Source organism: Pseudomonas morbosilactucae (assembly GCF_023241715.1).
Lineage (GTDB): Bacteria > Pseudomonadota > Gammaproteobacteria > Pseudomonadales > Pseudomonadaceae > Aquipseudomonas > Aquipseudomonas morbosilactucae.
Map to the genome: position 1 here is coordinate 1 of NZ_JALQCW010000068.1, position 26,980 is coordinate 26,980.

A 26,980-nucleotide genomic window follows, 5' to 3' on the forward strand; every position below is an offset into this window, starting at 1 on the left:
GGCCTTTGTTCACCAAATTAAAAATAAACCCCGATCAGGAGACACATGGCACAAGATAAAGTATCAATAAGAATTTCAAAAGAAGACATGCAGAAATTTAACGACCTCGCTTCTAGTCTTTCAATGACTAAAACAGCAATAATCAAAAAGATTGTTAACGATGGCTTTGCTCAAACCGTTGAGTTCAATAACCCTGCGTTAATTGCTTCTGCTGAAAAAATTCAAGAAACCTTGAAAGATATTGAAAGTGAGTTGAAAGACATCGGCAACAACATTAACCAAATCGCTACAAAATTGAATTCCGATGAAGAACTTACTGAAACAAACAAAAAGCTAGTTGTAGCTGCTTTGAAAGTCATCGAAAAATCATCATCACGTTTCGAGTATCTTTCTGATTGGATTTCTACAAGAACCAAAAAAACAGTAATCAAAAAGAGAGGCTCAAAATGATCAGAAAGAAATTAAGTAAATTACCTGACAGTGCAGCCATGGGCCGCACGATGAATTACGCCTTATCAAAAGCCGCTTTGGTTGGCGGTAGTGAAGTAAAATTTGAAGGCACCAGCATAAAAGACTATGTGAAGCTTGGCGTTAAGAAGTGCGATCAGATTAACAATAAACACGATGGTAAAACAGGAAGAAAACAAGAAGTTCAAGGCTTGCACGAAATGATCAGCTTTGATGTGTCCGATAAAATCACACCCGAAAAAGCTGCTGAATTAGCGTTGGGCGTGTGGCGTGATGTTCTTAAAATAGACAAACACAGGCACCGCTGGGCCGTTCACACTGATACAGATAAAATCCATGTTCACTTGATCTGGAATAAAAGAGATAACGGCGGCAAGGTATACGAACAATTACATGATTATGCTTTGTTTGAAAAAGCCCTTCACAAAACCGAAATCGAAAACGGTTTAAAAGTCGTTGAAAATAGAAACTTCTTAAAACCCGGAATGCCTACAAATCCCCAACCTTCAAACGAATACAGGCTTGAAAACCGTGGGATAAAGTCCGAGAAGACCAAATTTAAAGAAGCGGTAAATGCCGCAACTGATAAGGCTATGACCGCTGGCGAGTTCCTTGAATTTCTTGATAATGACGGCTTCACGTTGATCACCAACGGGAACAATGCCTATTCCCTGGAGAAAGACGGCCAGATCTTCAAAGCCTCTGAGGTTGGAGCTTCTTACAAAGCTCTTAAAGCCCGTTTTGGCGACGATCCCCAGTTCGGTGACACGCTTGCACGTCTTGGAGTGAAAACGGCTCCTGTGCGTGATTATGGAAGCATTGGCGGCGATTTTCATGATGAGCAATCAAGCATCACAGAAAAGAGGATCAAGAAATCTAATCGTGTGCTAGATACCCGGTTCGATACGCCTGATGGTCTTGATTTTTTTTACAAAGGGACGAATAAGAAAGCTTTTGAATATGATCCAGTGGCGGGCCGTGCTGACTTCAACACTAACAGCCTAATGGCGATCAAGGCGGGCTTGCAGAAGCTCACAGAGAGCGGCAAACCTCAAACCTTGCACCTGTCAGGAACGGACGATTTTAAGCGTGCTGCATGGCTTCAATTTTCCATGATGGGGTTAGATCAAAAAGGCTATTCGTTGAAAGGTTTTAAACCGACTGCCGAAGATAAAGAAAAACTTGAAAAAATGAAGCTTGAAAATTCAGCCTTTAAGAAGCCGATTGAAGAAAACAATATCAAAGCTTTACCCACTGAAAAACCTGATGAAAAACCCTCAATCGGTGATAGTGCCAAAGGCAGTGCAAAAGAAGCCGCATCAACAACCAGAGATGCAGCAGTAGGTTTGCTCGAGGGTTCAGTAAATGCTGCTGTTGATGTGTTTACTTCAAAAGACACAGTAGGCGTTCAAAGTGAAATGCTTTCAGAAATGCGAGTGCTTGCAGCACAAGCAGAAAGTAAAAAACAAAATGCTGAAAGTGAGCATCATCAAAATAAAAGAAGCCGACTACAAAAACCTAGCCCACATTAAAAAAACGCCTTCAAGGCGTTTTCTTTTATCTCAAAGTCCATAGCGTATCTGCGTAGATTTTGTCGTTCCATAATAGTGGCTGGCCGGTTCCATCATTTAGCCCATACACAATACTAGACATTGTGTAGTTTTCAGCCTTTAACGACTTGACGTAGTTGCCCACGCTAGCGAGCTGACCCACATTTGCAAATGAACTGATATTGTAAATATCAACGTTGCACACACTTCCAGAAATCCCCGCACCAACGTCAATATTCACGCCCAAGCCTTGGGCATAATCTTTGATATATCTTGATGAAGCTTGACACATACTTTCGTCAGTTTGTGGTTTGACGAAAACGATATTCGCGTCAATTGTTGTCATGTAAGTGAAAGACGCATTTGCTGACATTGAAGCAAATAATGCGATTGTTAAAATTGAAAGCTTGATCATTGTGATACCTCATCATTATTGTTTGTTTTGTTTTCTCTCCTTTGTGCTTCACCCTTCAAACCTAGCAATGCGTAAATGCCAAGGCCTTGAATGGCGATCAATAAAAAAAATTGAATGTTGTAGAAATTTGCGGCTACTGCAAAATAAATCGAAGTAAAAAATGCGGCTAGTGCTATACCTAAAACTAAAATTACTATTTTCGATGTTTTCATTTCATTAAAAGATGTTGTTAATATTATTATATATAATAATATTAAAAAATCAAATACGAACAAAAAACCCTGTTCTGGGCTTATTTATTCCTCGGATTTATTCAACGCTTTTTCTTGATCTTGCAATTTAGCAACGTTGCCTCTGTGCTTTTGTTTAATTGGCTCCAACTTTTTGTGATATTCGCGACTTAGTGCATTAGTCCATTCGGGGGTATAAATTACGTCTTTATACTGTGAATATACTTTCCAGCTTTCGGCTTCATATCTGCATTGTTCTTCTTGATAAAACCCCATTTTTGCAATGCTAGAAAGTGCGGCTAGATTGTCGCAACCACGCCCAAAGTCTCCAAATTCTTTTACTTCAAAACTACATTTACCCGGCGAAATAATAGAAACGTCGATGTGGTTTGTTGCATCATCGCCCAAAATACCGGTGGCTTTTTCGTAAACTTCTTGCACGCAGGTTATGACAGGCCCTTTGGGTGTATGTACATATTTTGGGGCTGCATCCGCTCTGGCTTGGTCTTCGGCATGTTGACGCGACCATTCTCGTTCTCTTTCTCTTTCCTCTTCTTCTAAATTCAATAAATGCTGTCTACCTCTTTCAGCATTTTCCCTGTTTACAGCTTCAATTTCTGAGCTTGTGCAATTGCCATCAACGCACTTATCTGACCATACAAATCGAGATTTATAGGGTTCAGCAAAAGCATTAACTGAAAATAGAAGCGTTAAAAGCAACATCGTATTTTTCATAATTTCCCCCTATGTTTTTAAAAGTTAATTCCTATATCGTGCAACGTATTGATTGCCATTTGAGCGGTGTGCGGTATATCGACAATCAACGCAGATGCAAACATGGTTATAATCGGTTTACCGTAGCCACTTTCTTTTGATGAACCATTTGATACTTGTGCAATCCCATAGGCTCCAACCGAAAAATAAATCAATCCAATAATTTGAAAAAGTCCAATAATAATTTGGATATTCTCCAAGAATTTTTCGGCTGTGCCTCCGCTCGAAAGCTTTTCAATTCTGGCTTTCAATTCACCCGTAAGCCCCGAAACTTCAGTATTCATACAAGCGTTATTTATCGCACCTTCGGACACGACAAAACAGAAATCCCCGGCTTTGAAATAAGTATTTCCGAACACGCCAATGGCTAACGTGACATTCATAAGAACAGCCCCGATGATGATGTAAATAAGCGGAACACTTTTACCCATTTTTCCGCCCTCATCGGTTAGCAATTTCAGCTTGTATGCACCGTTAACAAATAAGATAAATCCGGTCAAAAAAACTACGAGCTTGATCAATCCGATATTTGATGAAATCAATTCAACACGGGCGGCGGTTGCATCACCGTCAGCGAACGCAACGGCAGGAAGGAAAAGCAGCGTTAAAAAGGTGATTACATTTCTTACATTCATCATTCTCCTGATCGATGTTAAACCGCTGAACTTGGCGGTTTTTGTTCACTTGGTGTTGATTTCGGTGCTTTGCTTTTCAATACTTCTTTTTGCACTTTTATGACAGCAACAACGGCTGGCAAAACGTTTATTTCGCTGAGTATTTCCCCTGTAAAAGGGTTGTATTCAAGATCGCCGGTAGTCATCTTATGTTCTATCAATTCGCTACTTTCGATTGCTGTAACAGCCAACAACAGAATTTGACGCAACATGGCCTCATTACCACCTTGGCTGATGGCATCGCCCAGCTTCATCGCTACGAGCTGACGCACTCGATCACTAGGGATGGTTGGCAATATGCTTTCAATGTGCGTAATCAATGCCTGAGCGGCAATGCTGACGTGTTTTAAATCTATTTCTTTGATTTCCTTTGCTTCCATTTTCTCACCTCATTAATTTGTTGTTTTTGACGCTTCGATTGTTTCTTTGAAGCTGTCAGGTATATCACTTTCAAAAGCATCTAAATTCAAACCTTTAACGGCTTTCTTTTCGATACTCGACGCTTTTAGTTTTTCAGCAATTGCTTTTTTTTCTTTAAAATCCTTGTAGAGCGACTTATAACTGTAATCGACTAAAAACCTTGTAGTTACTCGATTATTTTTTTCTTCTTTAAAGTCTTCAATTAGGCCCATTTCTTGAAGTGCTTCATTGGCCTTTCTTATTTTCATTATGAATGTTTTGCTGGGCATTTTATCGCTGATGCGAAATCGTTCTTTTAACATTTCAACACTGAAATAGTTTGTTTTGTTGCGTCTATTACAAACGTACAACACATAAAGAATACGCTGATACTCATTAGTTAATAAGCTCAGCATCTTCGTGTCGATCTCGTACAACTCTTTGAGGCTACCAAAAAACTCAATAAAGCGTTTTGATACTTCAATCTTTCCACTTTTTTTAGTCAGCTCGCCAGTGATGAAGTTTAGAAAAACAGTTTTTGTTCCATCTTCCGTTTCTTCTTCATATTCAATATTGATCTTATTGAGCTTTCTAATTGACTGCTTGAAGATCGAAAAATACGTTGTTCTATGTGATGTTTTAACATCAAAGTCATTCATTATTTCATCAAGAGTAAATTCAAATTCATTGCTTTTGCTGCTGTATACTTTTCGCAAAATAAAAAGAAATACTTCAAAATCATTGAATATAGTCAACGACGTTGAAGCAATATGTATGTTTTTAGCATTGTGGTTTTTGGCTATTTCAAAGCCTCTCGGCTCTTTGTGAGCGTTTATTGTGTTGAACAATGGAAGAGCTAGAAAAACGCGAGGAACTGATACATAACCTTTCAGCTTGAACACTTCTTTTTCTTTGCCATTCTCTTTTAAAATGTATTTCATGGTTATTTTTCACCCTTGTTATACTTATAATTAACCACAAAAAAAACTAATTACAAGCTTAAGACAGTAAAAAAATAACAAATGCTGTTAACCGTATTATCATGCTTTGAAATTACCCATATTTTAAAAGATAATCGGCACGAAAAAATAAGGAGCGTTAACCGGAAGGGGGGAAATAAATAAGGAGCGTTAACCGGGATTTTTTAGATTTCCTTATTCTTGCGGGCTTATTCGAACGTTTTCACAAAAGAAAAGATATTTACTTCGTAAATCTATATATAAGATGTAGGGCAGAACGTCAAAAGCTCATCTGGTGGATCTAAAATCAAAAACCTTAACTGCTTAAACCTTGGCGGTTTATTTTGACAAGATTTTTTTTTGAAATTATGATCGGCGAACACCATCAAGGATCGTTGAAAATGTCTAAATTGCTTGACCTACTCGCACAGCAAAAATCATTGGAAGCACAGATTGAAAGCCTAAAAGCTGACGCCAACGAAGCTAAGGTTCTTGATCTGGTTGAAGAGCTGGATGCTTTGCGTGAAAAACACGGCTATAACGAGGCTGATTTTGTTGGTGTGGTGCTTTCCTACTACAAAGTAGAAACCCCAGCCAAAACCGGCAAGAGCGTGAGCGACAACGCACCAAAGGCACCCAAGGAGCCTACGGATAAGTATAAGGTTGAGATCGATGGCGTAGAGTTCATCTTGAAGAAAGCGAAACAAGGCATTGCTAGTAAAGCAATGAAAGATAAAGGCTTTGCCACTTATTCTTTGTTCTTGGCTGACTTGATGCAGAAAAACGAGGTCGATACGTTTGAAGCTTTGATTGACAAGTTGAAAGCCGAAAAAATCTAAAACCTAGCGACACCTTGAAGCCCCTTCACCGGGGCTTTTTTATGTCTTCAATTCCTTGGCGGTTTATTCCGTGAAAATAATTTATACAAAGTTTTGTCTAATTTATTTTTAGAAGATTTTGATATTTTTTAGTTTTCGTATTTTTGCAACGGTCATTTAATGGCTTGATTAAGCCTTTAACTGCGTGTCAATAACATGTTTAAAATATATTTATGGTCGAACTTTATTTTAAAATAGGGTTTGACAATAACATCTTTCACACTAAAAAGTTTGGCGGTTTAATTTGACAAGGTCTTTTAATATGATTTAATAAAAGTAAGAAATTTAAAAAGGAGACTTATGTTAAAAACAATTATCACTAAACCAAAAAAATTTGACGTTAGACAATTAGCTTATGATGCGTTCCGTTCTGCTGCTGTATTAAGTAAAGACAAAACCTATTCTAATCATAGACTAAATAAATATCTCATTATCAGTAATTACTCAACGGGCATAAACGTCGCCAATGCTGTATTTAAGGACTATTTTAAGTCGGATGAATACACAGAGGCGAGAGCAAAAAAAATTCATATTATTGACCTTGACGAATATGATTACGATTTTGCGGCGATAAAACTTTGCGTTGCAAAAGCATATAAGCCAGTTTCTTCGCTCTCTCAAACAAAAAAATATACTGATTATCTTGCATCAGATGTTGAGAAGAACGCCACCAATAAAATCAATTTTGACCCGGCAGTGTGGGAGGTATTTTTAGATAAGCCTGAAACTGACTTTTTCAAATATCAAGAAGTTAGAAGAGAATACGTTGTAAGAATATCGCTTGTGAAAAACGGTCGAGTTTTCAAGAAAATAAAATGCAACATTGGCTACTTCACTTTGATCGCTGGTAGTAAGGCTTACGATTATCAAGAAGTAGAAAGCCAAGAAAAGAAAGCAACAAGACAATCACTTTTTCACCCATGCTTTGAACTCGGCGGCGTTGAATTTATGGCCGTATTTAATGATAAAATCAAGCATTATAGAGACTTGGTGGACATGCTTAAATATTAAAGCTAGTCAAAAAAAAGGCCCGATAAAGGGCTTTTTTCGTTTATTGTGTCAATTTTCCGTTTTATCCATAAGCGGAATAACCTTGATACCTTGGCGGTTTATTTCGCCTTTTAACTTTCTTTTAAAAAGCGAAGCGTCACCAGAATGCGGAGCCACTGCACCGCCCCGCGTAGCGGCCACACACCACGTATCCGGCGATTTTCTGCACGGGTACAAGTCCCCGCACATCAAACCACCCTGATCGGACTACAAGAGCTTTTAACGCATCGTTTGGAGCGGTTGCGTCAAGCACCGACCCAAACACCCACGGAGTGAGAAAAGCCGGGGCATTCGGTATGATCTCAGTGATGAAACGAACCCTAAAAAATCACAGGTTAAACGCTACCGTCTTGATCAAGTCGGGCTACCCCTGGGTCGATGCCTTTTCCGGCCCTGCCAGCCTGGCGCACATGCTCTCGAACAACCCGGACGCCCGCGGCCAGCCGCGCCCCAAACACAAGCTGTGCGCCGGGCAAACCCTGCTGTGCAAAGCCCTGGGGCTCAAGGTTCCGGCCTGGGATGCCAAGCGTTTCGACCACGAAGCGCTCTGGGTCGAAGACATCGGTGAACCGATCGGCACGATCATCCAGACCACGCGCCTGGGGATTCCCAAGGGACGCGACGAACACCTGATGTATCGCTTCGTCGACGCCGCCTACGCCCCGTACTGCACGCGGAACCCTCTGCGCAGGGGCCAGGTCGAAGGACGCGATTACTACCTGATCGATTGAGCGCCCCCAGGCATCCGCCCCACGTTTAGAACCACGTATTCAGAACAATGGAGTTGAATTTATGGGCCCATGGCTCGATGGCCTGACCGGCTGGTTGACGGCGAACCCGCAGTGGCTGGCCGCTGCAGTATTCATAGTGGCCTGCATCGAATGCCTGGCGATTGCCGGGCTGATCGTGCCCGGTACGGTGCTGCTGTTCGCCATTGCCGTATTGGCCGGCAACGGCGCCCTGCCCCTGGGGGAAACGTTGTTGCTCGGGCTGCTCGGCGGGCTGCTGGGAGATCTGGTGTCGTACCTGCTGGGACGACGCTTCCACCAGGGCATCCGGCGACTGCCCGGCTTGCGCCATCACCCAGAATGGATCAGCGGTGCCGAGGCTTATTTCCAGCGTTACGGCATCGCCAGCCTGCTGGTGGGGCGCTTTATCGGCCCGCTGCGCCCCATGCTGCCCATGGTCGCCGGCATGTTCGACATGCCTTTTATGCGTTTCTTGGCGGTCAGCGCCCTGGCCGCAACGGGCTGGTCGGTGGCCTACCTGCTGCCCGGCTGGGCCACCGGGGCGGCGATTCGCCTGCCCTTGCCGGAAGGCTTCTGGCCTCAGGCGGCGGTCGTGGCCGCGAGCCTGGCCGTCTTGCTGGGACTGGGCATCGCCGGCACCCTGCGCCGCCATCGCCTGGCCACCTTAATGATCGCCGGCCTGAGCCTGTTGATTCTGCTGGGGCTGTTTATCGGCTACCCCTACCTCAGCCAGTTCGACCAGGGCCTGATCGCCCTGGTGCAAGAACACCGCAGCGAGCCACTGGACCGGATCATGGTGCTGCTGACACAGGTCGGTGAATTCCACGCCATGCTGATCATCAGTGCCGCCCTGATCCTGCTCTTGCTGGCCACCCGGCAATGGCGCCAGGCGCTCTTCGCCGGCGCCACCCTGCTGCTCACCGCCCTGGCCAACACCGGCAGCAAATGGTTCTTCGCCCGGGTGCGCCCTGAAGTCCTGACCGAACCATTGACCACCTACAGCATGCCCAGCGGCCACTCTTCCGGCGCCTTCGCTCTGTTTCTAACCTTGGCGGTACTGGCCGGGCGCGGCCAGCCGCCGCGTATGCGCCTGACCTGGCTGCTGCTGGGCTGCCTGCCGGCGGCGTCGATCGCCCTCTCGCGGGTCTACCTCGGCGCCCACTGGCCCAGCGACATTCTGGCGGGCACCATGCTCGCCGCCTGTATCTGTGCCGCCAGCCTGAGCCTGATCCAGCGCCAAGCCCCCTTGGCGGCCATGCCGGCCAAAGCCTGGTGGCTGGTATTGCCGGCGATGATTGCCCTGTGCGGATTCATGTCGATGCGCCATTTACCCCACGCCCTGATGCGCTATGCCTATTGAGGGCGGTGGACACCGCAGATAACGGCGGGCCACTCAGGTGAACAATTCGCCCTGCAACTGATCCAGCAATGCCTGAATCGCATCCAGGCGTTGCTGGGGATCGTCCAGTTGCAACAGGTCGATCTTGTCCAGTTCCGAAAAAGGCAACAGATAGGCCAACTGATTGGCCAATGATTGCTGGCCGCTGGCCTCACCGCCCATGTTCAGGGCTTCGACCATCGGGTGTTCGGCCAAGGCCTTGAGCAACGCGATCAGGTCGGCGTCTTCATCCAGCAGCGCACGCTCCGGCACCTCATCCAGCCACTGCACCTGGGCCAGGATCAGCTGGTCTTTCTGCACCTCACTGCTCAGCACCCGAAAACGCCGCCCGCCCTTGACCCGAATCCCCAGCAGCCCGTTGCCCTGCTGGTGAAAATCGGTGATCCGCGCTTCACAACCAATCAGCGCATGGCCCTCGGGGGCCAGGCCGACTTCCTGTCCTTCCAGGATGCAGACCACGCCAAAGCCGTCGCCCTGTTTCATGCAGCGGCCGATCATGTCCAGGTAGCGCGCCTCGAAGATCTGCAAATCGAGGATGCAGTCGGGAAACAGCACCGTGTTCAACGGGAAAAGCGCCAGGCTCATACACACATCCTTAAACCACCAATGACACCGCCAACGGCAGCAATACTGCCGTGGCCACCCCCATCAAACTCATGGCCAGCGCCGCGAAGGCGCCGCACTCGTCACTTTCCTGCAGGGCCACCGAGGTGCCCACCGCGTGCGCCGTCATGCCCAGGGCCATGCCCCGCGCCTCCGGACTATGGACGCCCAGGCGATTGAGCAACGCTGGGCCGACAATCGCCCCCACCACCCCGGTGATCAGCACAAACACCGCCGCCAGCGCCGCCACGCCGCCGATCTGCTCAGCCACCAGCATGGCAATGGGCGAAGTGACCGACTTGGGCGCCATGGTCATCAAAATCATGTGCTCGGCACCGAACCACCAGCCCAGCAGCACACCCAACCCGGTGGCCACTACCCCACCCACCACCAGCGTAGTAAAAACTGGCCAGAACAACTGGCGAATCCGTCGCAGATTGAGGTACAGCGGCACCGCCAGGGCCACCGTGGCCGGCCCCAGGAGAATGCTCAGAATCTCGGTGCTCTTGCGGTACTCGGCGTACGTCAGGCCGCAGCCGAGCAACACGCCAATCACCAGCAACATGGACACCAGCACCGGTTGCAGGAAGATCCAGCGGGTTTTCTCGAACGCCGCCAGCACCAGTTGATAGGCACCCAAGGTGATGCCGATGCCAAACAGCGGGTGATGAATCACTGCAGCCCAGGCGCCTTGCCAGTCGAGGGTCATTGCTCGCCCTCCTTGTGCACCTGGCGCTTGACCAGTTTCTGCATCAGCACCCCGACAAACCCCATGGAAATCACCAGGGACAACACCAGCGCCCCAGTGATTGCCCAGAAGTCCGCGGCAATGTCCCGGGCATAGACCATCACCCCCACTGCCGGCGGCACCAGCAGCAATGGCAGGTAACGCAGCAAGCTGCTGGCCGCTTGGTTCAGCGGCTCTCCCACTTCACCGCGGACCACCAGGTACACCAGCAATAGCAGAAGGCCGATGATCGGCCCCGGCAGCACGGGCACTATCAGGTGATTGAGCGCCGTGCCAAGCAATTGAAAGAGCACCAGCCATGTCAGACCTCGTAACAACATCCCGCGTCCCTCGCAAAAACCGTCGCGCATTATAAGCACGCGCCCGCTATGCACCGGCATTCGCCAAAAGCATGGAGGGTTGACCCGACCCAATGGCCATGTTGATCTAAAGTGGATGTCTGGGGCTCAGGCCCACGCCGCTTGAACACTACAAAAGCCGATGAACCAAGGAGAGTCTCAATGCCCTATGTTCCTGTTGCAGAGCTCAAAGATTATGTCGGGAAGGAACTTGGACGTTCCGAATGGCTCACCATCGATCAGGAGCGTATCAACCTGTTTGCCGAAGCCACGGGGGACTTTCAGTTCATTCACGTGGACCCGGTCAAGGCCGCGCAAACCCCATTCGGCAGCACCATTGCCCACGGTTTCCTCTCGCTGTCACTGATTCCGAAATTGATGGAAGACATCCTCGTCCTGCCGGAAAACCTGAAGATGGTGGTCAACTACGGCCTGGACAGTGTGCGCTTCATCCAGCCTGTGAAAGTCGACTCCAAGGTACGGCTCAAGGTCGAACTGACCGAAGTCCTGGAAAAGAAACCCGGCCAGTGGCTGCTCAAGGCCACCGCCACCCTGGAAATCGAAGGCCAGGAAAAGCCCGCCTATATCGCCGAGCCCCTGTCCCTCTGCTTTGTCTGAAGCCCCTGGGTGCGAACAGCCCGCGCTGTTTCGCACCGCCTCTCTATATATAAGTCACAAGCCTGCGGCATACTCGGTCCCCTAATTACCAGGATCCCCTTATGCGCTCACTTGTACCCCTGACGCTGACCCTGTTGCTTGCCGCTTGCGGCGATGGCGAATCCCTCCTGCCGCCCGATGCTCGGCTGCCGGACGGCGGGCGCTATCGCGGCGAGTTGGTCAACGGGTTGCTCCAGGGCCAGGGACGCATCGATTACCCCAATGGCAGTTGGTACGCCGGCCAGTTCGAAAACGGTCAATGGCATGGCCAGGGCGAATGGCACGGCAGCAACGGCGAGGTCTATCGCGGCCAGTTCCAACAGGGCCTGTTTCACGGCCAGGGCAGCCTGACCACCAAGGACAGCAGCTACAGCGGCGGTTTCAAGCTGGGCCGGCGTGACGGCGAAGGCACCCTCAAAGAAGGCGGCATGACCTATCGCGGCGAGTTCAAGGCCGACCTGTATTCGGGCCTCGGGCGCCTCGAACTGGAAGACGGCAGCCAATACCAGGGTCAGTTCACCCGGGGCAAACCCAACGGCGAGGGCCAACGCAGCGACGCCAGCGGCAACCAGTTCAGCGGCCGTTTCGTCAACGGCCAACTGGAGGGCCCAGGCACCTTCAACAGCGCCGAAGGCGACATCTACGTCGGCGGCTTCAAACAAAACCAACTCAATGGCAAAGGCCGTTATGAAAACGCCGACGGCGACGTCTGGATCGGGCAGTTCAAGGAAGGTGCCCTCAGCGGTCGCGGCGAACTGATCGGTGTCGACGGCAGCCACTACGTGGGCCAATTCAGCGACTGGCGCTTCAGCGGCCAGGGACGCCTGAACCTCACCGACGGCAGCTTCTACATCGGCGGCTTCGACAGCGATAACTATCAGGGCCACGGCGTGCTGGTGCTGCGCGACGGCTCGGTGCAAAGCGGTGACTGGATCAACGGACTGCGGGTCCGCGACGCCGACGGCAAGCTGCTGCCCGACCCGCTGGAGCTCGGTTTACTGGCCCAGGGCCGCCTGCTGGACCAGGCCCTCACTGGCCTGCCCGCATCTACCCCGGCCATCGAACTCTACAGCCTGACCCTGGCCGGTGACGGCAAACAAAGCGTGTTCCTGCGTGAGGCCGACTACGTCAGCAACATGCTGGCCTCACGCTTCGGCGCCTACGGCCAGGTGCGCCTGGTGAACCATCGCGACCACCTGGCGACCGGCCCATGGCCACCCGAGAAAACCTGCACCGTGCGGCCCAGGCCCTGGCAGAACGCAGCGGCCCGGAAGACCTGGTGTTCATCTACCTGACCAGCCACGGCACCAGCGCCCATGAACTGGTGCTCGACCAGCCGCGCCTGGAGCTGGCCGACCTGCCGGCGGACGAGCTGGCCACCGCCCTCGCCCCGCTGAAGAACCGCGACAAGATCGTGGTGATTTCTGCCTGCTATTCCGGCGGTTTCATCCCCGCGCTGAAGGACGAACGAACCCTGGTCATGACCGCCTCCAAGGCCGATCGAGTGTCCTTCGGCTGCTCCGAGGAGGCGGACTTCACCTACTTCGGCGACGCCCTGTTCGCCCAGGCGCTGAACCAGACCGACGACCTGGAGCAAGCCTTCAAGCTGGCCCGGGCCACCGTCGCCGAACGTGAACAGGCCGACAACTTCGAAGCCTCCGAACCACAAATCTGGGCCCCCAAAGGCGTGATCACCCATTGGCAACAGTTACGCAAACAGCAAGCACGAAAGGCACTACAAAGTGTCTCTATAGGCAGCACGGAAGCGAAGAGCAACTAAGCTGAAACTGTATCAAGGGGGAACTCATCATGTACTTGACGCCTCAGCACATTCTGCTCGCGGGGGCCTCCGGCCTCACCGGTGAGCACTTGCTCGACCGCCTGCTCAACGAACCCACCGTCACCCGCGTCCTGGCACCCAGCAGGCGCCCACTGGCCGAACATCCGCACCTGGAAAACCCGGTCGGCGACCCCGCCGTCTTTCTGCCACAACTCAGCGGCCGGGTGGACATCGCCTTCTGCTGCCTGGGCACCACCATCAAGCTGGCGGGTTCGGAAGCGGCGTTCCGCGCCGTGGACCTGGACATGGTAGTAGCCTTCGGCAAACGCGCACGGGAAATGGGCGCACGGCACCTGATCGTGATCAGCGCCTTGGGCGCTGATGCCAAGTCGTCGATTTTCTATAACCGCGTCAAAGGTGAAATGGAGCAGGCGCTGAAGGCCCAGGGCTGGCCACAACTGACTATTTGCCGACCTTCGTTGCTGCTGGGCGAGCGGATCGAACCACGCCTGAGTGAGCAATTGGCCGGCCCGTTGTCACGCCTGATTCCCGGTAAATACCACGGCATCGAAGCCTGCCAACTGGCCCGGGCCATGTGGCGCCTGGCCCTGGAAGAGCAAGACGGCGTGCGGGTCATCGAGTCGGATGAGCTGCGCAAACTGGGCAAGTGATGAAAGTGAGATGAGGCTATCGCCGGCAAGCCGGCTCCAACGAGGGGGCGGTTTGTCGGAGTAGCGCATTAAAGTCGTCCGTTATAGGCCGCCCGTAGCCTGAAACCCCACCCCCAAGACCGTCAAGACCGACAGCGGCAACAGCAGCGTGTCGAGCAAGGCGCTGGCCGGCAGATCGAGGCCCGGATAACTCGGCGCTTCGGCACCAAACCTGTCCATGGCGCAGCAACCGCCCTGCATCGCGTAGAGGTCCAGACGGGTTCCCGAATACACCACCGGCGCGCCTGGCTGCGCCGCATCGAGCGTACGCACCGTGGCACAACCGCCCAGTTGCAGGGCGATCAAGGCCAGCAACAGGCCCTTATTCATCGCTGCTCAAATGGTGCTCTCCCCAGCGCGGCAGCATGTCTTGAGGGATATTCAGCAGGTTGAGAATCCGCGCCACCACAAAGTCCACCAGGTCGTCGATGGTCTGCGGCTGGTGATAGAAGCCCGGCGACGCCGGCAGGATGGTCACCCCCAGGTTCGACAGCTTGAGCATGTGCTCCAAGTGAATACTGGAGTACGGCGCCTCGCGAGGCACCAGGATCAACTGGCGGCGCTCCTTCAAGGTCACGTCGGCGGCGCGTTCGATCAGGTTGTTGCACGCCCCCGTGGCAATGGCCGACAAGGTGCCCGTGGAGCACGGCACCACCACCATCGCTGCCGGCGAACCGGAGCCGGACGCCACCGGGGACATCCAGTCTTCCTTGCCGTAGACACGAATCTGCCCCGCCGCCGCACCGGTGTACTCGGTGAGGAAGGCCTGCATCATCTGGGTCTTGGGCGGCAGCGAGACATCCGTCTCGGTGGCCAGCACCAACTGCGCAGCCTTGGAGATCAGAAAGTGCACCTCGCGATCTTCCCGCACCAGGCAGTCCAGCAGGCGCAGGCCGTACTGGGCGCCTGAAGCACCGGTCATGGCCAGGGTGATGCGTTCCGGACCATTGTTCATCTCAGGGCCTCAGCCAGTTTGCCGTGCAGGCCGCCGAAGCCACCGTTGCTCATGATCACCACTTGGGTGCCGGGCTTGGCCTGGCTCTTGACCCGCTCAATGATGCCTTCCAAGGAGTCACTGACAATCGACGGCACCGAGCACAAGGCCGCCGTTGCGCCCAGGTCCCAACCGAGGTTGGCGGGGGCGTACCAGATCACCTGGTCGGCCTGGCTGACGCTCTCCGGCAAACCATCGCGGTGGGCACCAAGTTTCATGGAGTTGGAGCGCGGCTCGATGATCGCAATCAGCGGCGCGTCACCAATGCGTTTGCGCAGCCCATCCAGGGTGGTAGCAATGGCCGTCGGGTGGTGAGCGAAGTCGTCATAGATGGTGATGCCGTTGACCTCGGCCACCTTTTCCATGCGCCGCTTCACGTTCTTGAACGCACTCAGCGCGGCAATGCCCATGGACGGCACCACGCCCACATGGCGGGCAGCGGCCAGGCACGCCAGGGCGTTGGCGACGTTGTGCTGGCCGGTCAACGACCACTCCACCACGCCCTGGGCAACACCGTCGAACATCACTTCAAACTCAGAGCCGTCTTCGCGCAGCAGCTTGACCTGCCACTGCCCGCCGGCGCCAGTGGTTTGCACTGGCGTCCAGCACCCCATCTCGATCACCCGCTGCAGGGCCGGTTCGGTGGTTGGATGGATCACCAGGCCTTCACTGGGGATGGTCCGCACCAAGTGATGGAACTGCCGTTCGATTGCCGCCAGATCCGGGAAGATGTCGGCGTGATCGAACTCCAGGTTGTTCAGGATTGCGGTGCGCGGGCGGTAGTGAACGAACTTCGAGCGCTTGTCGAAGAAGGCGCTGTCGTACTCATCGGCCTCGATCACAAAGAACGGCGTGCCGCCCAGGCGGGCCGACACGGCAAAGTTCTGCGGCACGCCACCGATCAGGAAGCCGGGGCTCATGCCCGCGTGCTCCAGCACCCAGGCCAGCATGCTGCTGGTGGTGGTCTTGCCGTGGGTGCCGGCCACGGCCAATACCCAACGCCCCTGCAGCACATGGTCCGCCAGCCATTGCGGGCCGGAAACATAAGGCAGGCCTTTGTTCAGCACATATTCCACCGCCGGGTTACCACGGGACATGGCGTTGCCGATCACCACCAGATCCGGCGCCGGGTCCAGCTGGGCCGGGTCGTAGCCCTGGGTCAACTCAATGCCCTGAGCCTGCAATTGCGTGCTCATTGGCGGATAGACGTTGGCGTCGGAACCGGTGACGTGATGGCCCAGCTCTTTGGCCAGAACCGCCATCGAGCCCATGAAAGTGCCGCAGATACCCAGAATATGAATGTGCATAGTCGACCTCGTAAAACATCGCGGCAGGTTAGCCTAGAGGGCCGAAAATCGCACTCTTTAGCTGACCGGGAGGCCGATTAGCCGCCGCTGCGAGCCGGCCCACGATCGCAGGCAGGATCAGGCCGATGGTACCGCCCGCCTAGACCGACTGGCGGGCGATCCCGTGCTTGCGCAGCTTTCTATACAGGGTGTTGCGGCTGACACCCAACTGCTCGGCGCTGTGGGTCATGTGCCAGCGCTGCTGTTCCAGGGTCGCGAGCAGCGTCAGGCGCTCGGCATCGTCCAGCGGGTACTCGGACGGTGCGGCAGCGGGCTGCGGCGGGCGCGCTTGGCGAATGGACAGCGGCACATCCTCCAGCACGATCAGCCCGTCATCGCACAGGGCGGCCAGGGTTCGCAGCACCGTGCGCAATTGCCGGACATTGCCCGGCCAATCGAACCCCAGCAGGGCCTGGCGCGCCGCATCGTCAAGCTGCACTCGCTGTTCCCCCGCTTCTTGCGCCAGGAGAAAGTCCAGCAACTGGGATTTGTCGGTGCGCTCGCGCAACGCCGGCAAGGCGATTTCCAAGCCATTGAGACGGTAATACAAGTCTTCACGGAAACTGCCCTCGCGCACCCGCTCCAGCAGGTCGCGGTGGGTCGCGCTGATAATCCGCACGTCCACCGCCTGGGGCTCGCCGCCGATGGGCACCACCAGGCGATCCTCCAGAACCCGCAACAGGCGAGTCTGCAAGGCCAGGGGCATATCGCCGATCTCATCCAGGAACAGGGTGCCGCCATCGGCCTGCTGCAGTTTGCCGCGCATGCCTTCCTTGCGCGCCCCGGTGAAACTGCCGCCGCGATAACCGAACAACTCGCTCTCGATCAGGCTTTCCGGAATCGCCGCACAGTTGAGGGCAACAAAGGCTTTGTCCGAACGCTGGCTACCCTGGTGCACAGCCTTGGCGAACGCCTCCTTGCCGGAACCGGTCTCGCCATTGATCAACAGCGGCACGTCCCGCTCGAAGACCCGCAAGGCCTTGCGTAACCCTTCCTGCAACACCGCATCCCCCAGGCAAAGGGCACCCGGAGCCGGGCTTGGCGCCAGATCGACGACCTGAACCTGGGGTGCAGCCACCTGCGGTACACCCCGCGGCTGACCGCGCAACAAGGCGAACAAACCACGCCCATCCCGGGTGCGCAGCGGCCAACTGGCGCTGGCATTGACGCTGGCCCGCCCCAGCAGTTCGTCGAGGGAGCAGTCGAACAACGACTCCACCGGTTTGCCCAACAGGCCGTCACGCCCATGGCCCAACAGGTTCAACGCGCTCTGGTTGACCGCGCAAACCCGCCCATCGCCGTCAAACGCCAGCAACCCCTCGCTGAACAGGCCCACGGACTCGGCCTGCAAATGGAAGCGCAGCAGCCACTGGTTGTCGAAGTAACGCAGGAAATAACAGCTCTCGATCATCTTCGCCGAGAGGTTGACCAGGGCCATGGTGTGGAACTGGCTCTGCCGGGAAACGTCTTGGCGCGCCGAGGACACGTCCAGCACCGCCAGCAGTTCGCCATGGGGATCGAACACCGGGCTGGCGGAACAGGTGAGGCCGGTGTGGCGACCGCGGAAGTGTTCATCCTGGTGAATGGTCAGGGATTGGCGCTCCACCAGGCAGGTGCCGATGCCGTTAGTGCCTTCGCAAGCTTCACTCCAGTTGGCGCCCAGCCACAGGCCGGCATGCTCGAAGATCTTGCGCTCGGTGGGTGCGGTGATGCAGTTGAGGATGACGCCCCGGGCATCGGTCAGCAGCACGGCGTGACCGGCGCCTGAGAGCTGCTGGTGCAGGCTGGTCATTTCGTTGCCGGCAATCTGCAGCACCGCCTGCAAGCGCTCGCGGCTTTCCAGCAAACGGCCGTGTTCCAGCACCGTAGGCGCCATGGCTTGGGCCGGGTCGAGGTGGTAGTCCTCCAGGCAACGCAGCCAGGAACGGGCAATGGATGGGTCGCGACCCGGACCCTGTAAATGGGCTTTGCCCTGGGCCACGGTCAACACTTGCTGGGCGTGGCGACTCAGATGATTGCTGTGCATTTCTTATTATTCTCCCCGTAGGGTCCGGTTGCAGAGCCGGCGTCAGGCATCGGCACTCACAACTGCAAACCTGGACAACGCCCAGGTTTGCGGGGGTTTACGACTGCTGGGTCCGCACCTGGACCGGACCGAAAAGCACCTGAGGCAGCGGCGGCCAATCGGTATCGAGCAATCCCGTGGAAGCGAGCATCCTCCTGCGCCGTCGGTATTGCAATGCTGGCGCGACCGGCAAGTCACAGACTGCGCCACAAGCGGTACAAAGTGTCACCCTGGCCGTACCACATCCGTCACGCGGGGCCGTTCCAGAGTCTTCCGAAACGCAGCTAAGCCCTTGATTCATCTGGCTCGCAACGCACTGGCCCGACCTTTGCTCTACGCTATTCAAGCGCAACAGCGCGTCCTCCCCAATAAGCACAAAAGCCAGGAGTTACCCACCATGCGTTACGCACACCCCGGTACTGAAGGCGCTATCGTTTCGTTCAAGGCCAAGTACGGCAATTACATCGGCGGCGAATTTGTAGCGCCGGTCGATGGCAACTATTTCACCAACACCTCGCCGGTCAACGGCAAGCCGATCGCCGACTTCCCGCGCTCCACCGCCAAAGACATCGACAAGGCGCTGGACGCCGCCCACGCCGCCGCTGACGCCTGGGGCAAGACCTCGGCCCAGGACCGCTCGCTGGTGCTGCTGAAAATCGCCGACCGCATCGAACAGAACCTCGAACTGCTGGCCATCACCGAAACCTGGGACAACGGCAAAGCGGTCCGCGAAACCCTCAACGCCGATATTCCCCTGGCTGCTGACCACTTCCGCTACTTCGCTGGCTGCATCCGCGCCCAGGAAGGCAGCAGCGCCGAAATCAACGAACACACCGCCGCTTATCACTTCCACGAGCCATTGGGCGTGGTCGGCCAGATCATCCCGTGGAACTTCCCGCTGTTGATGGCCGCCTGGAAACTCGCGCCAGCCCTGGCCGCCGGTAACTGCGTGGTGCTCAAGCCGGCCGAGCAGACGCCACTGGGCATCAACGTGCTGATGGAGCTGATCGGCGACCTGCTGCCACCGGGCGTACTGAACGTGGTTCACGGTTACGGCAAGGAAGCGGGCGAAGCCCTGGCCACCAGCAAGCGCATCGCCAAAATCGCGTTTACCGGGTCCACACCGGTGGGCTCGCACATCATGAAATGCGCCGCCGACAACATCATTCCGTCCACCGTGGAATTGGGCGGCAAGTCGCCGAACATCTTCTTCGCCGACATCATGAAAGCCGAGCCGCAGTTCATCGAGAAAGCCGCCGAAGGCCTGGTGCTGGCGTTCTTCAACCAGGGCGAAGTGTGCACCTGCCCATCCCGCGCACTGGTGGAAGAGTCGATCTACGACGACTTCATGAAAGTGGTGATGAAGAAGGTCGAGTCGATCAAGCGTGGCGACCCGCTGGACACCGACACCATGGTCGGCGCCCAGGCGTCCGAGCAGCAGTTCGACAAAATCCTCTCCTACCTGGAAATCGCCAAAGGCGAAGGCGCGCAGCTGCTGACCGGCGGCAAGGTGGAGAAACTCACCGGCGACCTGGCCACCGGCTATTACATCCAGCCAACCCTGCTCAAGGGCACCAACGAAATGCGGGTGTTCCAAGAAGAAATCTTTGGCCCGGTGGTGAGCATCACCACTTTCAAGGACGAAGCCGAAGCCCTGGCCATTGCCAACGACACTGAGTTCGGCCTGGGTGCCGGCCTCTGGACCCGCGACATCAACCGTGCCTACCGCATGGGCCGGGCGATCAAGGCCGGGCGTGTGTGGACCAACTGCTACCACCTGTACCCGGCACACGCCGCGTTCGGCGGCTACAAGAAATCCGGCGTTGGCCGTGAAACCCACAAAATGATGCTCGACCACTACCAACAGACCAAAAACCTGCTGGTGAGCTACGACATCAATCCACTGGGCTTCTTCTGATCTGCTCTCCCGGCGACCTCGGTCGCCGGGAGGCCTTCCCCGCACCACCCACCCATCCCTGCTCCCCGGCGCCCTTGAGACCGCCGGACGGGCACCTGCTGGCAAAACATCAGCCACTCGCCACACCGTCGTGCACAAAGCCCCGAGGGCTTTGCTAAAAAAATAAGAAGGGAGATCGCAATGGATCAGATCGGCAACTACGTGCTCTACCTCATCATGCTCTGCGCCGTACTGGGCGCCTTTGCCGCCATCTACGACAGCGAGCAAGGCCTGGGCAAAGAATTCATGGAAGGCATCCACGCCACCGGGCATATCTTCGTGCCAGCGGCGGGGATCATGGCCTCCATCCCCTACCTGACCTTGGTCATCGAAAGTGTGTTCGGCCCGTTTTTCAACGCCCTGGGCGCCGACCCGGCCCTGGCGGCGACCATGATCATCGCCTCGGACATGGGCGGGTATCAGTTGGCCTCGGCCTTGGCCGCCAGCAAGGAAGCCCTGGTCATGGCCCTGATCACCGGTTTCATGGGCGGCGCCACCATCGTGTTCTCGATTCCCATGGGCTTGGCCATGCTCGACAAACGAGACCACAAATACATGGCCCTGGGCATCATGTCCGGCATCCTCACCATCCCCATCGGCGTACTGATCGCCAGCGTGATCCTGGCGTTCAGCAACCCGTTGGTACGGGACCTGGTCAGCACCAATGGCGAAGCGGCTTATCAGCTGGCCTTGGGCCTGAGCCACATTTACGCCAACCTGCTGCCCATCGTGATCTTCGTCGTCGCCCTGGCCCTGGGCCTGCGCTTTCTGCCGGACATGATGATCAAGGGCTTCATCATCTTTGGCCGTGGCATGGACGCGGCGATCAAGCTGGTGCTGGTGTTCTCCATCGTCGAGTACTTCACTGGGTTCTTCTCCCTGGTGTTCGGCGGCTGGGGGTTCCACCCGATCATCGCCGACGCCGAGGACCAGACCCGCGCCCTGGAAACAGCCGGCTACATCGGCATCATGCTGGCGGGGGCCTTCCCCATGGTTTACCTGCTGCGCAAATACCTGGGCACGCCTTTGGAAAACCTCGGCGGCAAGATCGGCCTCAGTGCCGTCGGCAGCGCCGGCATGCTGGCCACCATTGCCAATATCCTGGCCATGTTCCGCCTGGTGCGCTTCATGCCGCCCAAAGACAAAGTGATCAACATCGCCTTCGGCGTGTGCGCGGCGTTCTTGCTGGGCGATCACCTGTCGTTCACCGCCAACTTCCAGCCGACCATCATCCTGCCGGTGCTGATTGGCAAGCTCAGCGCCGGCTTTATTGCCGTCGGCCTGGCCTACTGGCTGTCGGTGCCCAAGGCCCTGCAACTGGAGGCCCAGGACCGGGCAGCGGGGATCATCGCCGCAGGGGAATACTTGGGCGCGCCAGCGGCCGATGCGCCACTGCCCGTCGGCCAGAAAGCCACGGTTTGACCTCGACAGCGGCAGGCGCTCATGGCAAAACCAGAGCCTCTGCCGGTGATTCCTGACGCCAGCGCCCGAGCCACAGGGCTGGCATCCTGATTGCAGCCTTCGGCATTGCACTTTCATCGTTGGAACGGAGACTGAGATGGCAAGTTTTTCCCACAGCGTCGGCACCCAGACCTATCGCTTCGATGGCCTCAAGGACGTCATGGCCAAGGCCAGTCCGGCACGCTCCGGGGATTATCTGGCCGGGGTCGCCGCCCTCAATGACGGCGAGCGGGTGGCCGCGCAAATGACCCTGGCGGACATTCCCTTGAAGCATTTCCTTGAAGAGGTGCTGATCCCCTACGAAGCCGACGAAGTCACCCGGCTGATCATCGACACCCACGACCCACTGGCCTTCGCCACCGTCAGCCACCTGACCGTCGGCGGCTTTCGCGACTGGCTGCTCAGCGACGCCGCCGACGAGCAGAGCCTGCGGGCCCTGGCGCCGGGCCTGACCCCGGAAATGGCCGCGGCGGTGTCGAAGATCATGCGCGTCCAGGACCTGGTGCTGGTGGCACAGAAAATCCGTGTGGTCACCCAGTTCCGCGGCACCCTGGGCCTGCGCGGGCGCCTCTCCACCCGCCTGCAACCCAACCACCCTACCGACGAGCCGGCAGGCATCGCCGCGAGCATTCTCGACGGCCTGCTGTACGGCAACGGCGACGCCATGATCGGCATCAACCCGGCTACCGACAGCATTGCCTCGATCTGCGCCTTGCTGGAAATGCTCGACGCGATCATCCAACGTTATGAAATCCCCACCCAGTCCTGCGTGCTGACCCACGTCACCACCTCCATCGAGGCCATCAACCGTGGGGTGCCCCTGGACCTGGTGTTCCAGTCGATTGCCGGCACCGAGGCGGCCAATGCCAGTTTCGGCATCAACCTGAATGTCTTGCAGGAAGGCTATGACGCCGGCCTGAGCCTCAATCGCGGGACCCTGGGGCAGAACCTGATGTACTTCGAGACCGGCCAAGGCAGCGCACTGTCGGCCAACGCCCACCACGGCATCGACCAGCAGACCTGCGAAACCCGTGCCTACGCCGTGGCCCGGCACTTCAAGCCGTTTTTGGTGAACACCGTGGTCGGCTTTATCGGCCCCGAGTACCTGTACAACGGCAAGCAGATCATCCGTGCCGGCCTGGAAGACCACTTCTGCGGCAAACTGCTGGGCGTGCCCATGGGCTGTGACATCTGCTACACCAACCACGCAGAGGCTGACCAGGACGACATGGACACCCTGCTGACCCTGCTGGGCGTGGCCGGCATCAACTTCATCATGGGCATCCCCGGTTCCGACGACATCATGCTCAACTACCAGACCACGTCCTTCCACGATGCGCTCTACGCCCGGCAGACCCTTGGCCTGAAACCTGCACCTGAGTTCGAACAGTGGCTGGCCAAGACCGGGATCTTTACCCAAGCCGACGGCAAGGTACATTTTGGCCACAACCTGCCGCCGGCCTTCCGCCAGGCCTTGGCACAGCTGGGATAAGGAACAGGTTTATGGATAAGCACCCTACCGACAGCCAGAACCCGTGGCTGGAACTGCGCCGCCTGACCCCGGCGCGCATTGCCCTGGGCCGCACCGGCACCAGCCTGCCAACCCAGGCCCAACTGGATTTCCAGTTTGCCCACGCCCAGGCTCGGGATGCCGTGCACTTGCCGTTCGAACATGGCGCACTGGCCAGCCAATTGGCCGAGCGCGGCCGCGACAGCCTGCTGCTGCACAGTGCCGCCACGGATCGCCACACCTATTTGCAGCGCCCTGATCTGGGGCGTCGACTCAGCGATCAATCGGCACAAACCCTGCGCGACCATGCCAAGGCCCATCCGGGCGGGGTCGATCTGGCGGTGGTGGTCGCGGACGGCCTGTCGGCGCTGGCCGTGCATCGGCACACCTTGCCGTTTCTCGCTCGCCTGGAAGAACAGACCGCCGCCGAAGGCTGGTCGCTGTCGCCGGTGATCCTGGTGGAACAAGGGCGAGTGGCGGTGGCCGATGAAATCGGCGAATTGCTGGGGGCCAAGATGGTGGTGATCCTGATCGGCGAACGACCGGGCCTCAGCTCGCCGGACAGCCTGGGGCTGTATTTCACCTACCAGCCGAAAGTCGGCCTCACCGACGCGTACCGCAACTGCATTTCCAACGTACGCCTGGAAGGCCTGAGCTACGGCATGGCCGCCCATCGCCTGCTGTACCTGATGCGCGAGGCCTGTCGACGGCAACTGTCGGGGGTCAACCTGAAAGACGAAGCCCAGGTGCCGACCCTGGACAGCGATGCATCGGCAGCGCTCACGGGCAACTTCCTGCTGGGCCCGCCGCCCGGGTGATTTTGCAAGACGATTGCGCTTTTTACGCGCTTTGGGCAGCATCCGAGCACGGCTGCACCGAGTAATGAACCGTTTGCCGTCACATCCACTTGAAGTTGAGAGCCACCATGCGGATTACTCAAGCAACCCTCGAACACTTGGATTTGTTGACCCCGTTATTCGTCAAGTACCGCGAATTCTATGGCGCCCTGCCCTATCCAGACTCGTCCCGGGCCTTTCTGGAAAAGCGCCTGCGCCGCAAAGAGTCGGTGATTTACCTGGCGCTGTCCGATGACGACAACAAACTGCTCGGCTTCTGCCAGCTGTACCCGAGTTTCTCGTCCCTCTCACTCAAGCGGGTGTGGATTCTCAACGACATCTACGTCGCCGAGGATGCCAGGCGCCAATTGGTGGCCGACAACCTGATGCGTACCGCGAAGAAGATGGCCAAGGAAACCAACGCCGTGCGCCTGCGGGTATCCACCAGCAGCAACAATGAAGTGGCACAGAAAACCTACGAATCCATGGGTTTCCGTGAAGACACCGAGTTCAAGAACTACACCTTGCCCATCGGCGAAAACTGACCCCAAGCGGCGCCGAGGGGCTCTGTGCCTCGGCGCCGGACCCCACGCCCCGCGACATCCCCCGCTACAATCTCAACGCGCAATTCACATCTCAGTCTTTATAATGCCGACCTCTTCGGACTGTAAGAAAACCTACATCCCCCTTGTAGTCCCTTACTCCGACTTATCGCACAGGCCCGCTGAGCCGGGCTGTCACCACAGGTGCCTGCATGGATTTCAACCCGATCGACCTCATCCTCCATCTCGACGTCTACCTCGACATGCTGGTGAACAATTACGGGCCGTGGATCTACGCCATCCTGTTCCTGGTGATCTTCTGCGAAACCGGCCTGGTGGTGATGCCCTTCCTGCCGGGCGACTCCCTGCTGTTTATCGCCGGCGCCGTCGCAGCCGGGGGCGGCATGGACCCGGTGCTGCTGGGCGGCCTGCTGATGCTCGCCGCCATCCTCGGCGACAGCACCAATTACGTGATCGGCCGAACGGCGGGCGAACGCTTGTTCAGCAACCCCAATTCGAAAATCTTTCGCCGCGACTACCTGCAGAAAACCCACGATTTCTATGACAAGCACGGCGGCAAGACCGTCACTCTGGCGCGTTTCCTGCCGATCATCCGCACCTTCGCGCCCTTCGTCGCCGGCGTCGCGAAAATGCCCTACCCGCGCTTTGTCTTCTTCAGCGTCGCCGGCACCATCCTCTGGGTCGGTGGCCTGGTAACCCTGGGCTACTTCTTCGGCAACGTGCCCTTTATCAAGAAGAACCTGTCGCTGCTGGTGGTGGCCATTATCCTGCTGTCCCTGGTGCCGATGATCATCGGCGTGTTCCGCAGCCGCTTCAGCCGCAGCCCAGCCAAAACCGAAAGCCACTGACGGCCATGTGGTCCCTCAGCGCCTGGCGGCGCAAGCGCACCCTGGCCAAGCACCCGGTCGCCGATGAAACCTGGCAGCGGGTGCGAGACCACCTGAGCTTCCTCGACGGCATCAGCGCCGCCGAAGACCAGTGGCTGCGCGAAGCCAGCGTGCTGTTCCTGGCGGACAAGCACCTGACGGCCTTGCCCGGCGTCGAACTGCACCAGGAACAACGCCTGCTCCTCGCAGCCCAAGCCCAATTGCCGTTGATGTACCTGGGCGACCTGAACTGGTACCAGGGCTTCCACGAAATCATCCTGTACCCCGACGACTTCCTCAGCCCCCAGCGCCATCGCGATGCCAGTGGCATCGAACACGAATGGGACGGCGAACACAGCGGCGAAGCCTGGCAACAGGGCCCGGTGATCCTGGCGTGGCCCGGGGTCATGGCCAGCGGCGGCTGGGAAGGCTACAACCTGGTAATCCACGAGCTGGCGCACAAGCTGGACATGCTCACCGGCGACGCCAACGGCTTGCCGCCGCTGCACAGCGACATGCGCGTCAGCGACTGGGCGCAGGTGATGCAAGAGGCCTACGACGACCTCGACCAGCAGTTGGAGCTCAACCCCGACGCCGAAACCGCCATCGACCCCTACGCGGCGGAGAACCCTGCGGAATTCTTTTCCGTGACCAGCGAATACTTCTTCAGCGCTCCGGATCTGCTGGTGCAGGCCTATCCGAAAGTCTATGAACAGTTGCAGCTGTTTTACCGTCAGAATCCACTCGCCCGACTGCGGCAACTTCAGGCCAGCGATCCGGTCTATCAGCCACACGATCAAGTGTTGTAGGTCGGTACGAAAACTCGTCGAGCAAAGGTCAGCCTGTTTCTGCTGGATGCCGAAGGCACCCGACGGGCAGCATGATCGACGCGCAGGCCATTTTCGTGCAGAACCTACGACCCTTGGTACGTGGCGTCGGTAGCGGAGTACGTCTATAATCGCCGCCACTTTTTGGTCAATCCGGCCAAGTCATTTGGTCAA

28 protein-coding genes and 1 pseudogene are annotated in these 26,980 nt (G+C 56.0%); 16 read left to right on the forward strand and 13 right to left on the reverse strand.

All coding sequences use genetic code 11. From position 1 onward, the window contains the following. The first annotated feature begins 45 nt into the window (after positions 1-45). The gene (mobC, locus tag M1B34_RS23905) at positions 46-450 is read left to right on the forward strand and encodes a plasmid mobilization relaxosome protein MobC (protein WP_268266381.1); all 405 of its coding nucleotides are present in this window, start codon (positions 46-48) and stop codon (positions 448-450) included. Next, on the forward strand, positions 447-2,000 hold the full coding sequence (locus tag M1B34_RS23910; RefSeq protein WP_268266382.1) for a relaxase/mobilization nuclease domain-containing protein: 1,554 nt from the start codon (positions 447-449) through the stop codon (positions 1,998-2,000). The genes mobC and M1B34_RS23910 overlap by 4 nt, the downstream gene beginning before the upstream one ends. Before the next feature lie 25 nt (positions 2,001-2,025). Here M1B34_RS23910 and M1B34_RS23915 read toward each other — a convergent pair whose 3' ends face one another. From M1B34_RS23915 to M1B34_RS23940, 6 genes are read right to left on the reverse strand one after another with little or no spacing between them, the layout of a single operon-like run. Continuing rightward, positions 2,026-2,433, reverse strand: coding sequence for a hypothetical protein (locus tag M1B34_RS23915; RefSeq protein ID WP_268266383.1), 408 nt, complete (start codon positions 2,431-2,433; stop codon positions 2,026-2,028). After that, complete coding sequence (locus M1B34_RS23920; protein WP_268266384.1) at positions 2,430-2,708, reverse strand: hypothetical protein; 279 nt, start codon at positions 2,706-2,708, stop codon at positions 2,430-2,432. The genes M1B34_RS23915 and M1B34_RS23920 overlap by 4 nt, the downstream gene beginning before the upstream one ends. A 21-nt stretch (positions 2,709-2,729) precedes the next feature. Continuing rightward, positions 2,730-3,398 carry a hypothetical protein gene (locus tag M1B34_RS23925; RefSeq protein WP_268266385.1) on the reverse strand — a complete coding sequence of 223 codons (669 nt, stop codon included), beginning with the start codon at positions 3,396-3,398 and terminating at the stop codon, positions 2,730-2,732. A 17-nt stretch (positions 3,399-3,415) separates the two neighbouring features. Continuing rightward, positions 3,416-4,072 carry a hypothetical protein gene (locus M1B34_RS23930; RefSeq protein ID WP_268266386.1) on the reverse strand — a complete coding sequence of 219 codons (657 nt, stop codon included), beginning with the start codon at positions 4,070-4,072 and terminating at the stop codon, positions 3,416-3,418. Positions 4,073-4,089: 17 nt separating this feature from the next. Next, entirely contained in the window at positions 4,090-4,491 is a 402-nt protein-coding gene (locus M1B34_RS23935; protein ID WP_268266387.1) for a hypothetical protein, read from the reverse strand. Positions 4,492-4,503: 12 nt separating this feature from the next. Further along, positions 4,504-5,451: a RepB family plasmid replication initiator protein gene (locus tag M1B34_RS23940; protein WP_268266388.1), complete on the reverse strand. Its 948-nt coding sequence runs from the start codon at positions 5,449-5,451 to the stop codon at positions 4,504-4,506. Between the two features lie 419 nt (positions 5,452-5,870). Between M1B34_RS23940 and M1B34_RS23945 the strand changes: the two genes are divergently transcribed. The 4 genes from M1B34_RS23945 to M1B34_RS23960 all read left to right on the forward strand — a co-directional run bounded on the left by M1B34_RS23945 (position 5,871) and on the right by M1B34_RS23960 (position 9,506). Further along, positions 5,871-6,308, forward strand: a complete 438-nt coding sequence (locus M1B34_RS23945; protein WP_268266389.1) for a hypothetical protein — start codon at positions 5,871-5,873, stop codon at positions 6,306-6,308. Between the two features lie 339 nt (positions 6,309-6,647). Continuing rightward, positions 6,648-7,358, forward strand: coding sequence for a hypothetical protein (locus M1B34_RS23950; protein WP_268266390.1), 711 nt, complete (start codon positions 6,648-6,650; stop codon positions 7,356-7,358). A 335-nt stretch (positions 7,359-7,693) separates the two neighbouring features. Beyond that, positions 7,694-8,128 (forward strand): DNA-3-methyladenine glycosylase, encoded by a 435-nt coding sequence (locus M1B34_RS23955; protein WP_268266391.1) that lies wholly within the window; start codon positions 7,694-7,696, stop codon positions 8,126-8,128. A 61-nt stretch (positions 8,129-8,189) separates the two neighbouring features. After that, positions 8,190-9,506 (forward strand): bifunctional DedA family/phosphatase PAP2 family protein, encoded by a 1,317-nt coding sequence (locus tag M1B34_RS23960; RefSeq protein WP_268266392.1) that lies wholly within the window; start codon positions 8,190-8,192, stop codon positions 9,504-9,506. Positions 9,507-9,539: 33 nt separating this feature from the next. Here the strand turns inward: M1B34_RS23960 and M1B34_RS23965 are convergent, their stop codons facing one another. From M1B34_RS23965 to M1B34_RS23975, 3 genes are read right to left on the reverse strand one after another with little or no spacing between them, the layout of a single operon-like run. Continuing rightward, complete coding sequence (locus tag M1B34_RS23965; RefSeq protein ID WP_268261971.1) at positions 9,540-10,130, reverse strand: LON peptidase substrate-binding domain-containing protein; 591 nt, start codon at positions 10,128-10,130, stop codon at positions 9,540-9,542. Between the two features lie 10 nt (positions 10,131-10,140). Then, positions 10,141-10,857 carry an LrgB family protein gene (locus M1B34_RS23970; protein ID WP_123334661.1) on the reverse strand — a complete coding sequence of 239 codons (717 nt, stop codon included), beginning with the start codon at positions 10,855-10,857 and terminating at the stop codon, positions 10,141-10,143. Next, entirely contained in the window at positions 10,854-11,216 is a 363-nt protein-coding gene (locus tag M1B34_RS23975; RefSeq protein WP_123334659.1) for a CidA/LrgA family protein, read from the reverse strand. The genes M1B34_RS23970 and M1B34_RS23975 overlap by 4 nt, the downstream gene beginning before the upstream one ends. Positions 11,217-11,396: 180 nt before the next feature. Here M1B34_RS23975 and M1B34_RS23980 point away from each other — a divergent pair, with 180 nt between their 5' ends. The 3 genes and pseudogenes from M1B34_RS23980 (at position 11,397) to M1B34_RS23990 (ending at position 14,342) form a co-directional block, all read left to right on the forward strand. Further along, complete coding sequence (locus M1B34_RS23980; RefSeq protein WP_123334657.1) at positions 11,397-11,852, forward strand: MaoC family dehydratase; 456 nt, start codon at positions 11,397-11,399, stop codon at positions 11,850-11,852. Positions 11,853-11,953: 101 nt separating this feature from the next. Then, positions 11,954-13,671, forward strand: a pseudogene (locus M1B34_RS23985) (C13 family peptidase). Between the two features lie 29 nt (positions 13,672-13,700). Continuing rightward, complete coding sequence (locus M1B34_RS23990) at positions 13,701-14,342, forward strand: oxidoreductase (RefSeq protein WP_123334653.1); 642 nt, start codon at positions 13,701-13,703, stop codon at positions 14,340-14,342. 81 nt (positions 14,343-14,423) lie between these two features. Here M1B34_RS23990 and M1B34_RS23995 read toward each other — a convergent pair whose 3' ends face one another. The 4 genes from M1B34_RS23995 to M1B34_RS24010 all read right to left on the reverse strand — a co-directional run bounded on the left by M1B34_RS23995 (position 14,424) and on the right by M1B34_RS24010 (position 18,747). After that, positions 14,424-14,711, reverse strand: a complete 288-nt coding sequence (locus M1B34_RS23995) for a YceK/YidQ family lipoprotein (protein WP_123334651.1) — start codon at positions 14,709-14,711, stop codon at positions 14,424-14,426. Next, the gene (ubiX, locus tag M1B34_RS24000) at positions 14,704-15,336 is read right to left on the reverse strand and encodes a flavin prenyltransferase UbiX (protein ID WP_268266393.1); all 633 of its coding nucleotides are present in this window, start codon (positions 15,334-15,336) and stop codon (positions 14,704-14,706) included. Before ubiX ends, M1B34_RS23995 begins: the two co-directional genes overlap by 8 nt. Continuing rightward, complete coding sequence (mpl, locus tag M1B34_RS24005) at positions 15,333-16,682, reverse strand: UDP-N-acetylmuramate:L-alanyl-gamma-D-glutamyl-meso-diaminopimelate ligase (RefSeq protein ID WP_123334647.1); 1,350 nt, start codon at positions 16,680-16,682, stop codon at positions 15,333-15,335. The genes ubiX and mpl overlap by 4 nt, the downstream gene beginning before the upstream one ends. A gap of 139 nt (positions 16,683-16,821) precedes the next feature. Then, on the reverse strand, positions 16,822-18,747 hold the full coding sequence (locus M1B34_RS24010) for a sigma-54-dependent Fis family transcriptional regulator (RefSeq protein WP_268266394.1): 1,926 nt from the start codon (positions 18,745-18,747) through the stop codon (positions 16,822-16,824). 436 nt (positions 18,748-19,183) lie between these two features. Here M1B34_RS24010 and exaC point away from each other — a divergent pair, with 436 nt between their 5' ends. The 7 genes from exaC (at position 19,184) to M1B34_RS24045 (ending at position 26,788) form a co-directional block, all read left to right on the forward strand. Beyond that, positions 19,184-20,704, forward strand: coding sequence for an acetaldehyde dehydrogenase ExaC (gene exaC, locus M1B34_RS24015; RefSeq protein ID WP_123334644.1), 1,521 nt, complete (start codon positions 19,184-19,186; stop codon positions 20,702-20,704). 180 nt (positions 20,705-20,884) lie between these two features. Next, positions 20,885-22,165, forward strand: coding sequence for an ethanolamine utilization protein EutH (eutH, locus tag M1B34_RS24020; RefSeq protein ID WP_123334642.1), 1,281 nt, complete (start codon positions 20,885-20,887; stop codon positions 22,163-22,165). 136 nt (positions 22,166-22,301) lie between these two features. Further along, positions 22,302-23,696 (forward strand): ethanolamine ammonia-lyase subunit EutB, encoded by a 1,395-nt coding sequence (locus M1B34_RS24025; RefSeq protein WP_123334640.1) that lies wholly within the window; start codon positions 22,302-22,304, stop codon positions 23,694-23,696. Positions 23,697-23,707: 11 nt separating this feature from the next. Next, the gene (gene eutC / locus M1B34_RS24030; RefSeq protein WP_268266395.1) at positions 23,708-24,532 is read left to right on the forward strand and encodes an ethanolamine ammonia-lyase subunit EutC; all 825 of its coding nucleotides are present in this window, start codon (positions 23,708-23,710) and stop codon (positions 24,530-24,532) included. A 107-nt stretch (positions 24,533-24,639) separates the two neighbouring features. Then, positions 24,640-25,095, forward strand: a complete 456-nt coding sequence (locus tag M1B34_RS24035; protein WP_123334636.1) for a GNAT family N-acetyltransferase — start codon at positions 24,640-24,642, stop codon at positions 25,093-25,095. Positions 25,096-25,304: 209 nt separating this feature from the next. Beyond that, complete coding sequence (locus M1B34_RS24040) at positions 25,305-25,961, forward strand: DedA family protein (RefSeq protein WP_123334634.1); 657 nt, start codon at positions 25,305-25,307, stop codon at positions 25,959-25,961. Between the two features lie 5 nt (positions 25,962-25,966). Continuing rightward, a complete protein-coding gene (locus tag M1B34_RS24045) occupies positions 25,967-26,788 on the forward strand; it encodes a M90 family metallopeptidase (RefSeq protein WP_268266396.1) in 822 nt (273 codons plus the stop codon). Positions 26,789-26,980 lie beyond the last annotated feature (192 nt).

Bases quoted from the DNA above. Each gene is read 5' to 3' on its own strand.
- M1B34_RS24045 (WP_268266396.1), top strand. From the start codon at position 25,967: ATGTGGTCCCTCAGCGCCTGGCGGCGCAAGCGCACCCTGGCCAAGCAC.
- M1B34_RS24040 (WP_123334634.1), top strand. From the start codon at position 25,305: ATGGATTTCAACCCGATCGACCTCATCCTCCATCTCGACGTCTACCTC.
- eutH (WP_123334642.1), top strand. From the start codon at position 20,885: ATGGATCAGATCGGCAACTACGTGCTCTACCTCATCATGCTCTGCGCC.
- M1B34_RS23960 (WP_268266392.1), top strand. From the start codon at position 8,190: ATGGGCCCATGGCTCGATGGCCTGACCGGCTGGTTGACGGCGAACCCG.
- mobC (WP_268266381.1), top strand. From the start codon at position 46: ATGGCACAAGATAAAGTATCAATAAGAATTTCAAAAGAAGACATGCAG.
- M1B34_RS23975 (WP_123334659.1), bottom strand. From the start codon at position 11,216: ATGTTGTTACGAGGTCTGACATGGCTGGTGCTCTTTCAATTGCTTGGC.
- M1B34_RS23925 (WP_268266385.1), bottom strand. From the start codon at position 3,398: ATGAAAAATACGATGTTGCTTTTAACGCTTCTATTTTCAGTTAATGCT.
- M1B34_RS23955 (WP_268266391.1), top strand. From the start codon at position 7,694: ATGATCTCAGTGATGAAACGAACCCTAAAAAATCACAGGTTAAACGCT.
- mpl (WP_123334647.1), bottom strand. From the start codon at position 16,682: ATGCACATTCATATTCTGGGTATCTGCGGCACTTTCATGGGCTCGATG.
- M1B34_RS23945 (WP_268266389.1), top strand. From the start codon at position 5,871: ATGTCTAAATTGCTTGACCTACTCGCACAGCAAAAATCATTGGAAGCA.
- M1B34_RS23980 (WP_123334657.1), top strand. From the start codon at position 11,397: ATGCCCTATGTTCCTGTTGCAGAGCTCAAAGATTATGTCGGGAAGGAA.
- ubiX (WP_268266393.1), bottom strand. From the start codon at position 15,336: ATGAACAATGGTCCGGAACGCATCACCCTGGCCATGACCGGTGCTTCA.
- M1B34_RS24035 (WP_123334636.1), top strand. From the start codon at position 24,640: ATGCGGATTACTCAAGCAACCCTCGAACACTTGGATTTGTTGACCCCG.
- M1B34_RS23965 (WP_268261971.1), bottom strand. From the start codon at position 10,130: ATGAGCCTGGCGCTTTTCCCGTTGAACACGGTGCTGTTTCCCGACTGC.
- M1B34_RS24025 (WP_123334640.1), top strand. From the start codon at position 22,302: ATGGCAAGTTTTTCCCACAGCGTCGGCACCCAGACCTATCGCTTCGAT.
- eutC (WP_268266395.1), top strand. From the start codon at position 23,708: ATGGATAAGCACCCTACCGACAGCCAGAACCCGTGGCTGGAACTGCGC.
- M1B34_RS23950 (WP_268266390.1), top strand. From the start codon at position 6,648: ATGTTAAAAACAATTATCACTAAACCAAAAAAATTTGACGTTAGACAA.
- M1B34_RS23910 (WP_268266382.1), top strand. From the start codon at position 447: ATGATCAGAAAGAAATTAAGTAAATTACCTGACAGTGCAGCCATGGGC.
- M1B34_RS23990 (WP_123334653.1), top strand. From the start codon at position 13,701: ATGTACTTGACGCCTCAGCACATTCTGCTCGCGGGGGCCTCCGGCCTC.
- M1B34_RS23940 (WP_268266388.1), bottom strand. From the start codon at position 5,451: ATGAAATACATTTTAAAAGAGAATGGCAAAGAAAAAGAAGTGTTCAAG.
- M1B34_RS24010 (WP_268266394.1), bottom strand. From the start codon at position 18,747: ATGCACAGCAATCATCTGAGTCGCCACGCCCAGCAAGTGTTGACCGTG.
- exaC (WP_123334644.1), top strand. From the start codon at position 19,184: ATGCGTTACGCACACCCCGGTACTGAAGGCGCTATCGTTTCGTTCAAG.
- M1B34_RS23915 (WP_268266383.1), bottom strand. From the start codon at position 2,433: ATGATCAAGCTTTCAATTTTAACAATCGCATTATTTGCTTCAATGTCA.
- M1B34_RS23930 (WP_268266386.1), bottom strand. From the start codon at position 4,072: ATGAATGTAAGAAATGTAATCACCTTTTTAACGCTGCTTTTCCTTCCT.
- M1B34_RS23970 (WP_123334661.1), bottom strand. From the start codon at position 10,857: ATGACCCTCGACTGGCAAGGCGCCTGGGCTGCAGTGATTCATCACCCG.
- M1B34_RS23935 (WP_268266387.1), bottom strand. From the start codon at position 4,491: ATGGAAGCAAAGGAAATCAAAGAAATAGATTTAAAACACGTCAGCATT.
- M1B34_RS23995 (WP_123334651.1), bottom strand. From the start codon at position 14,711: ATGAATAAGGGCCTGTTGCTGGCCTTGATCGCCCTGCAACTGGGCGGT.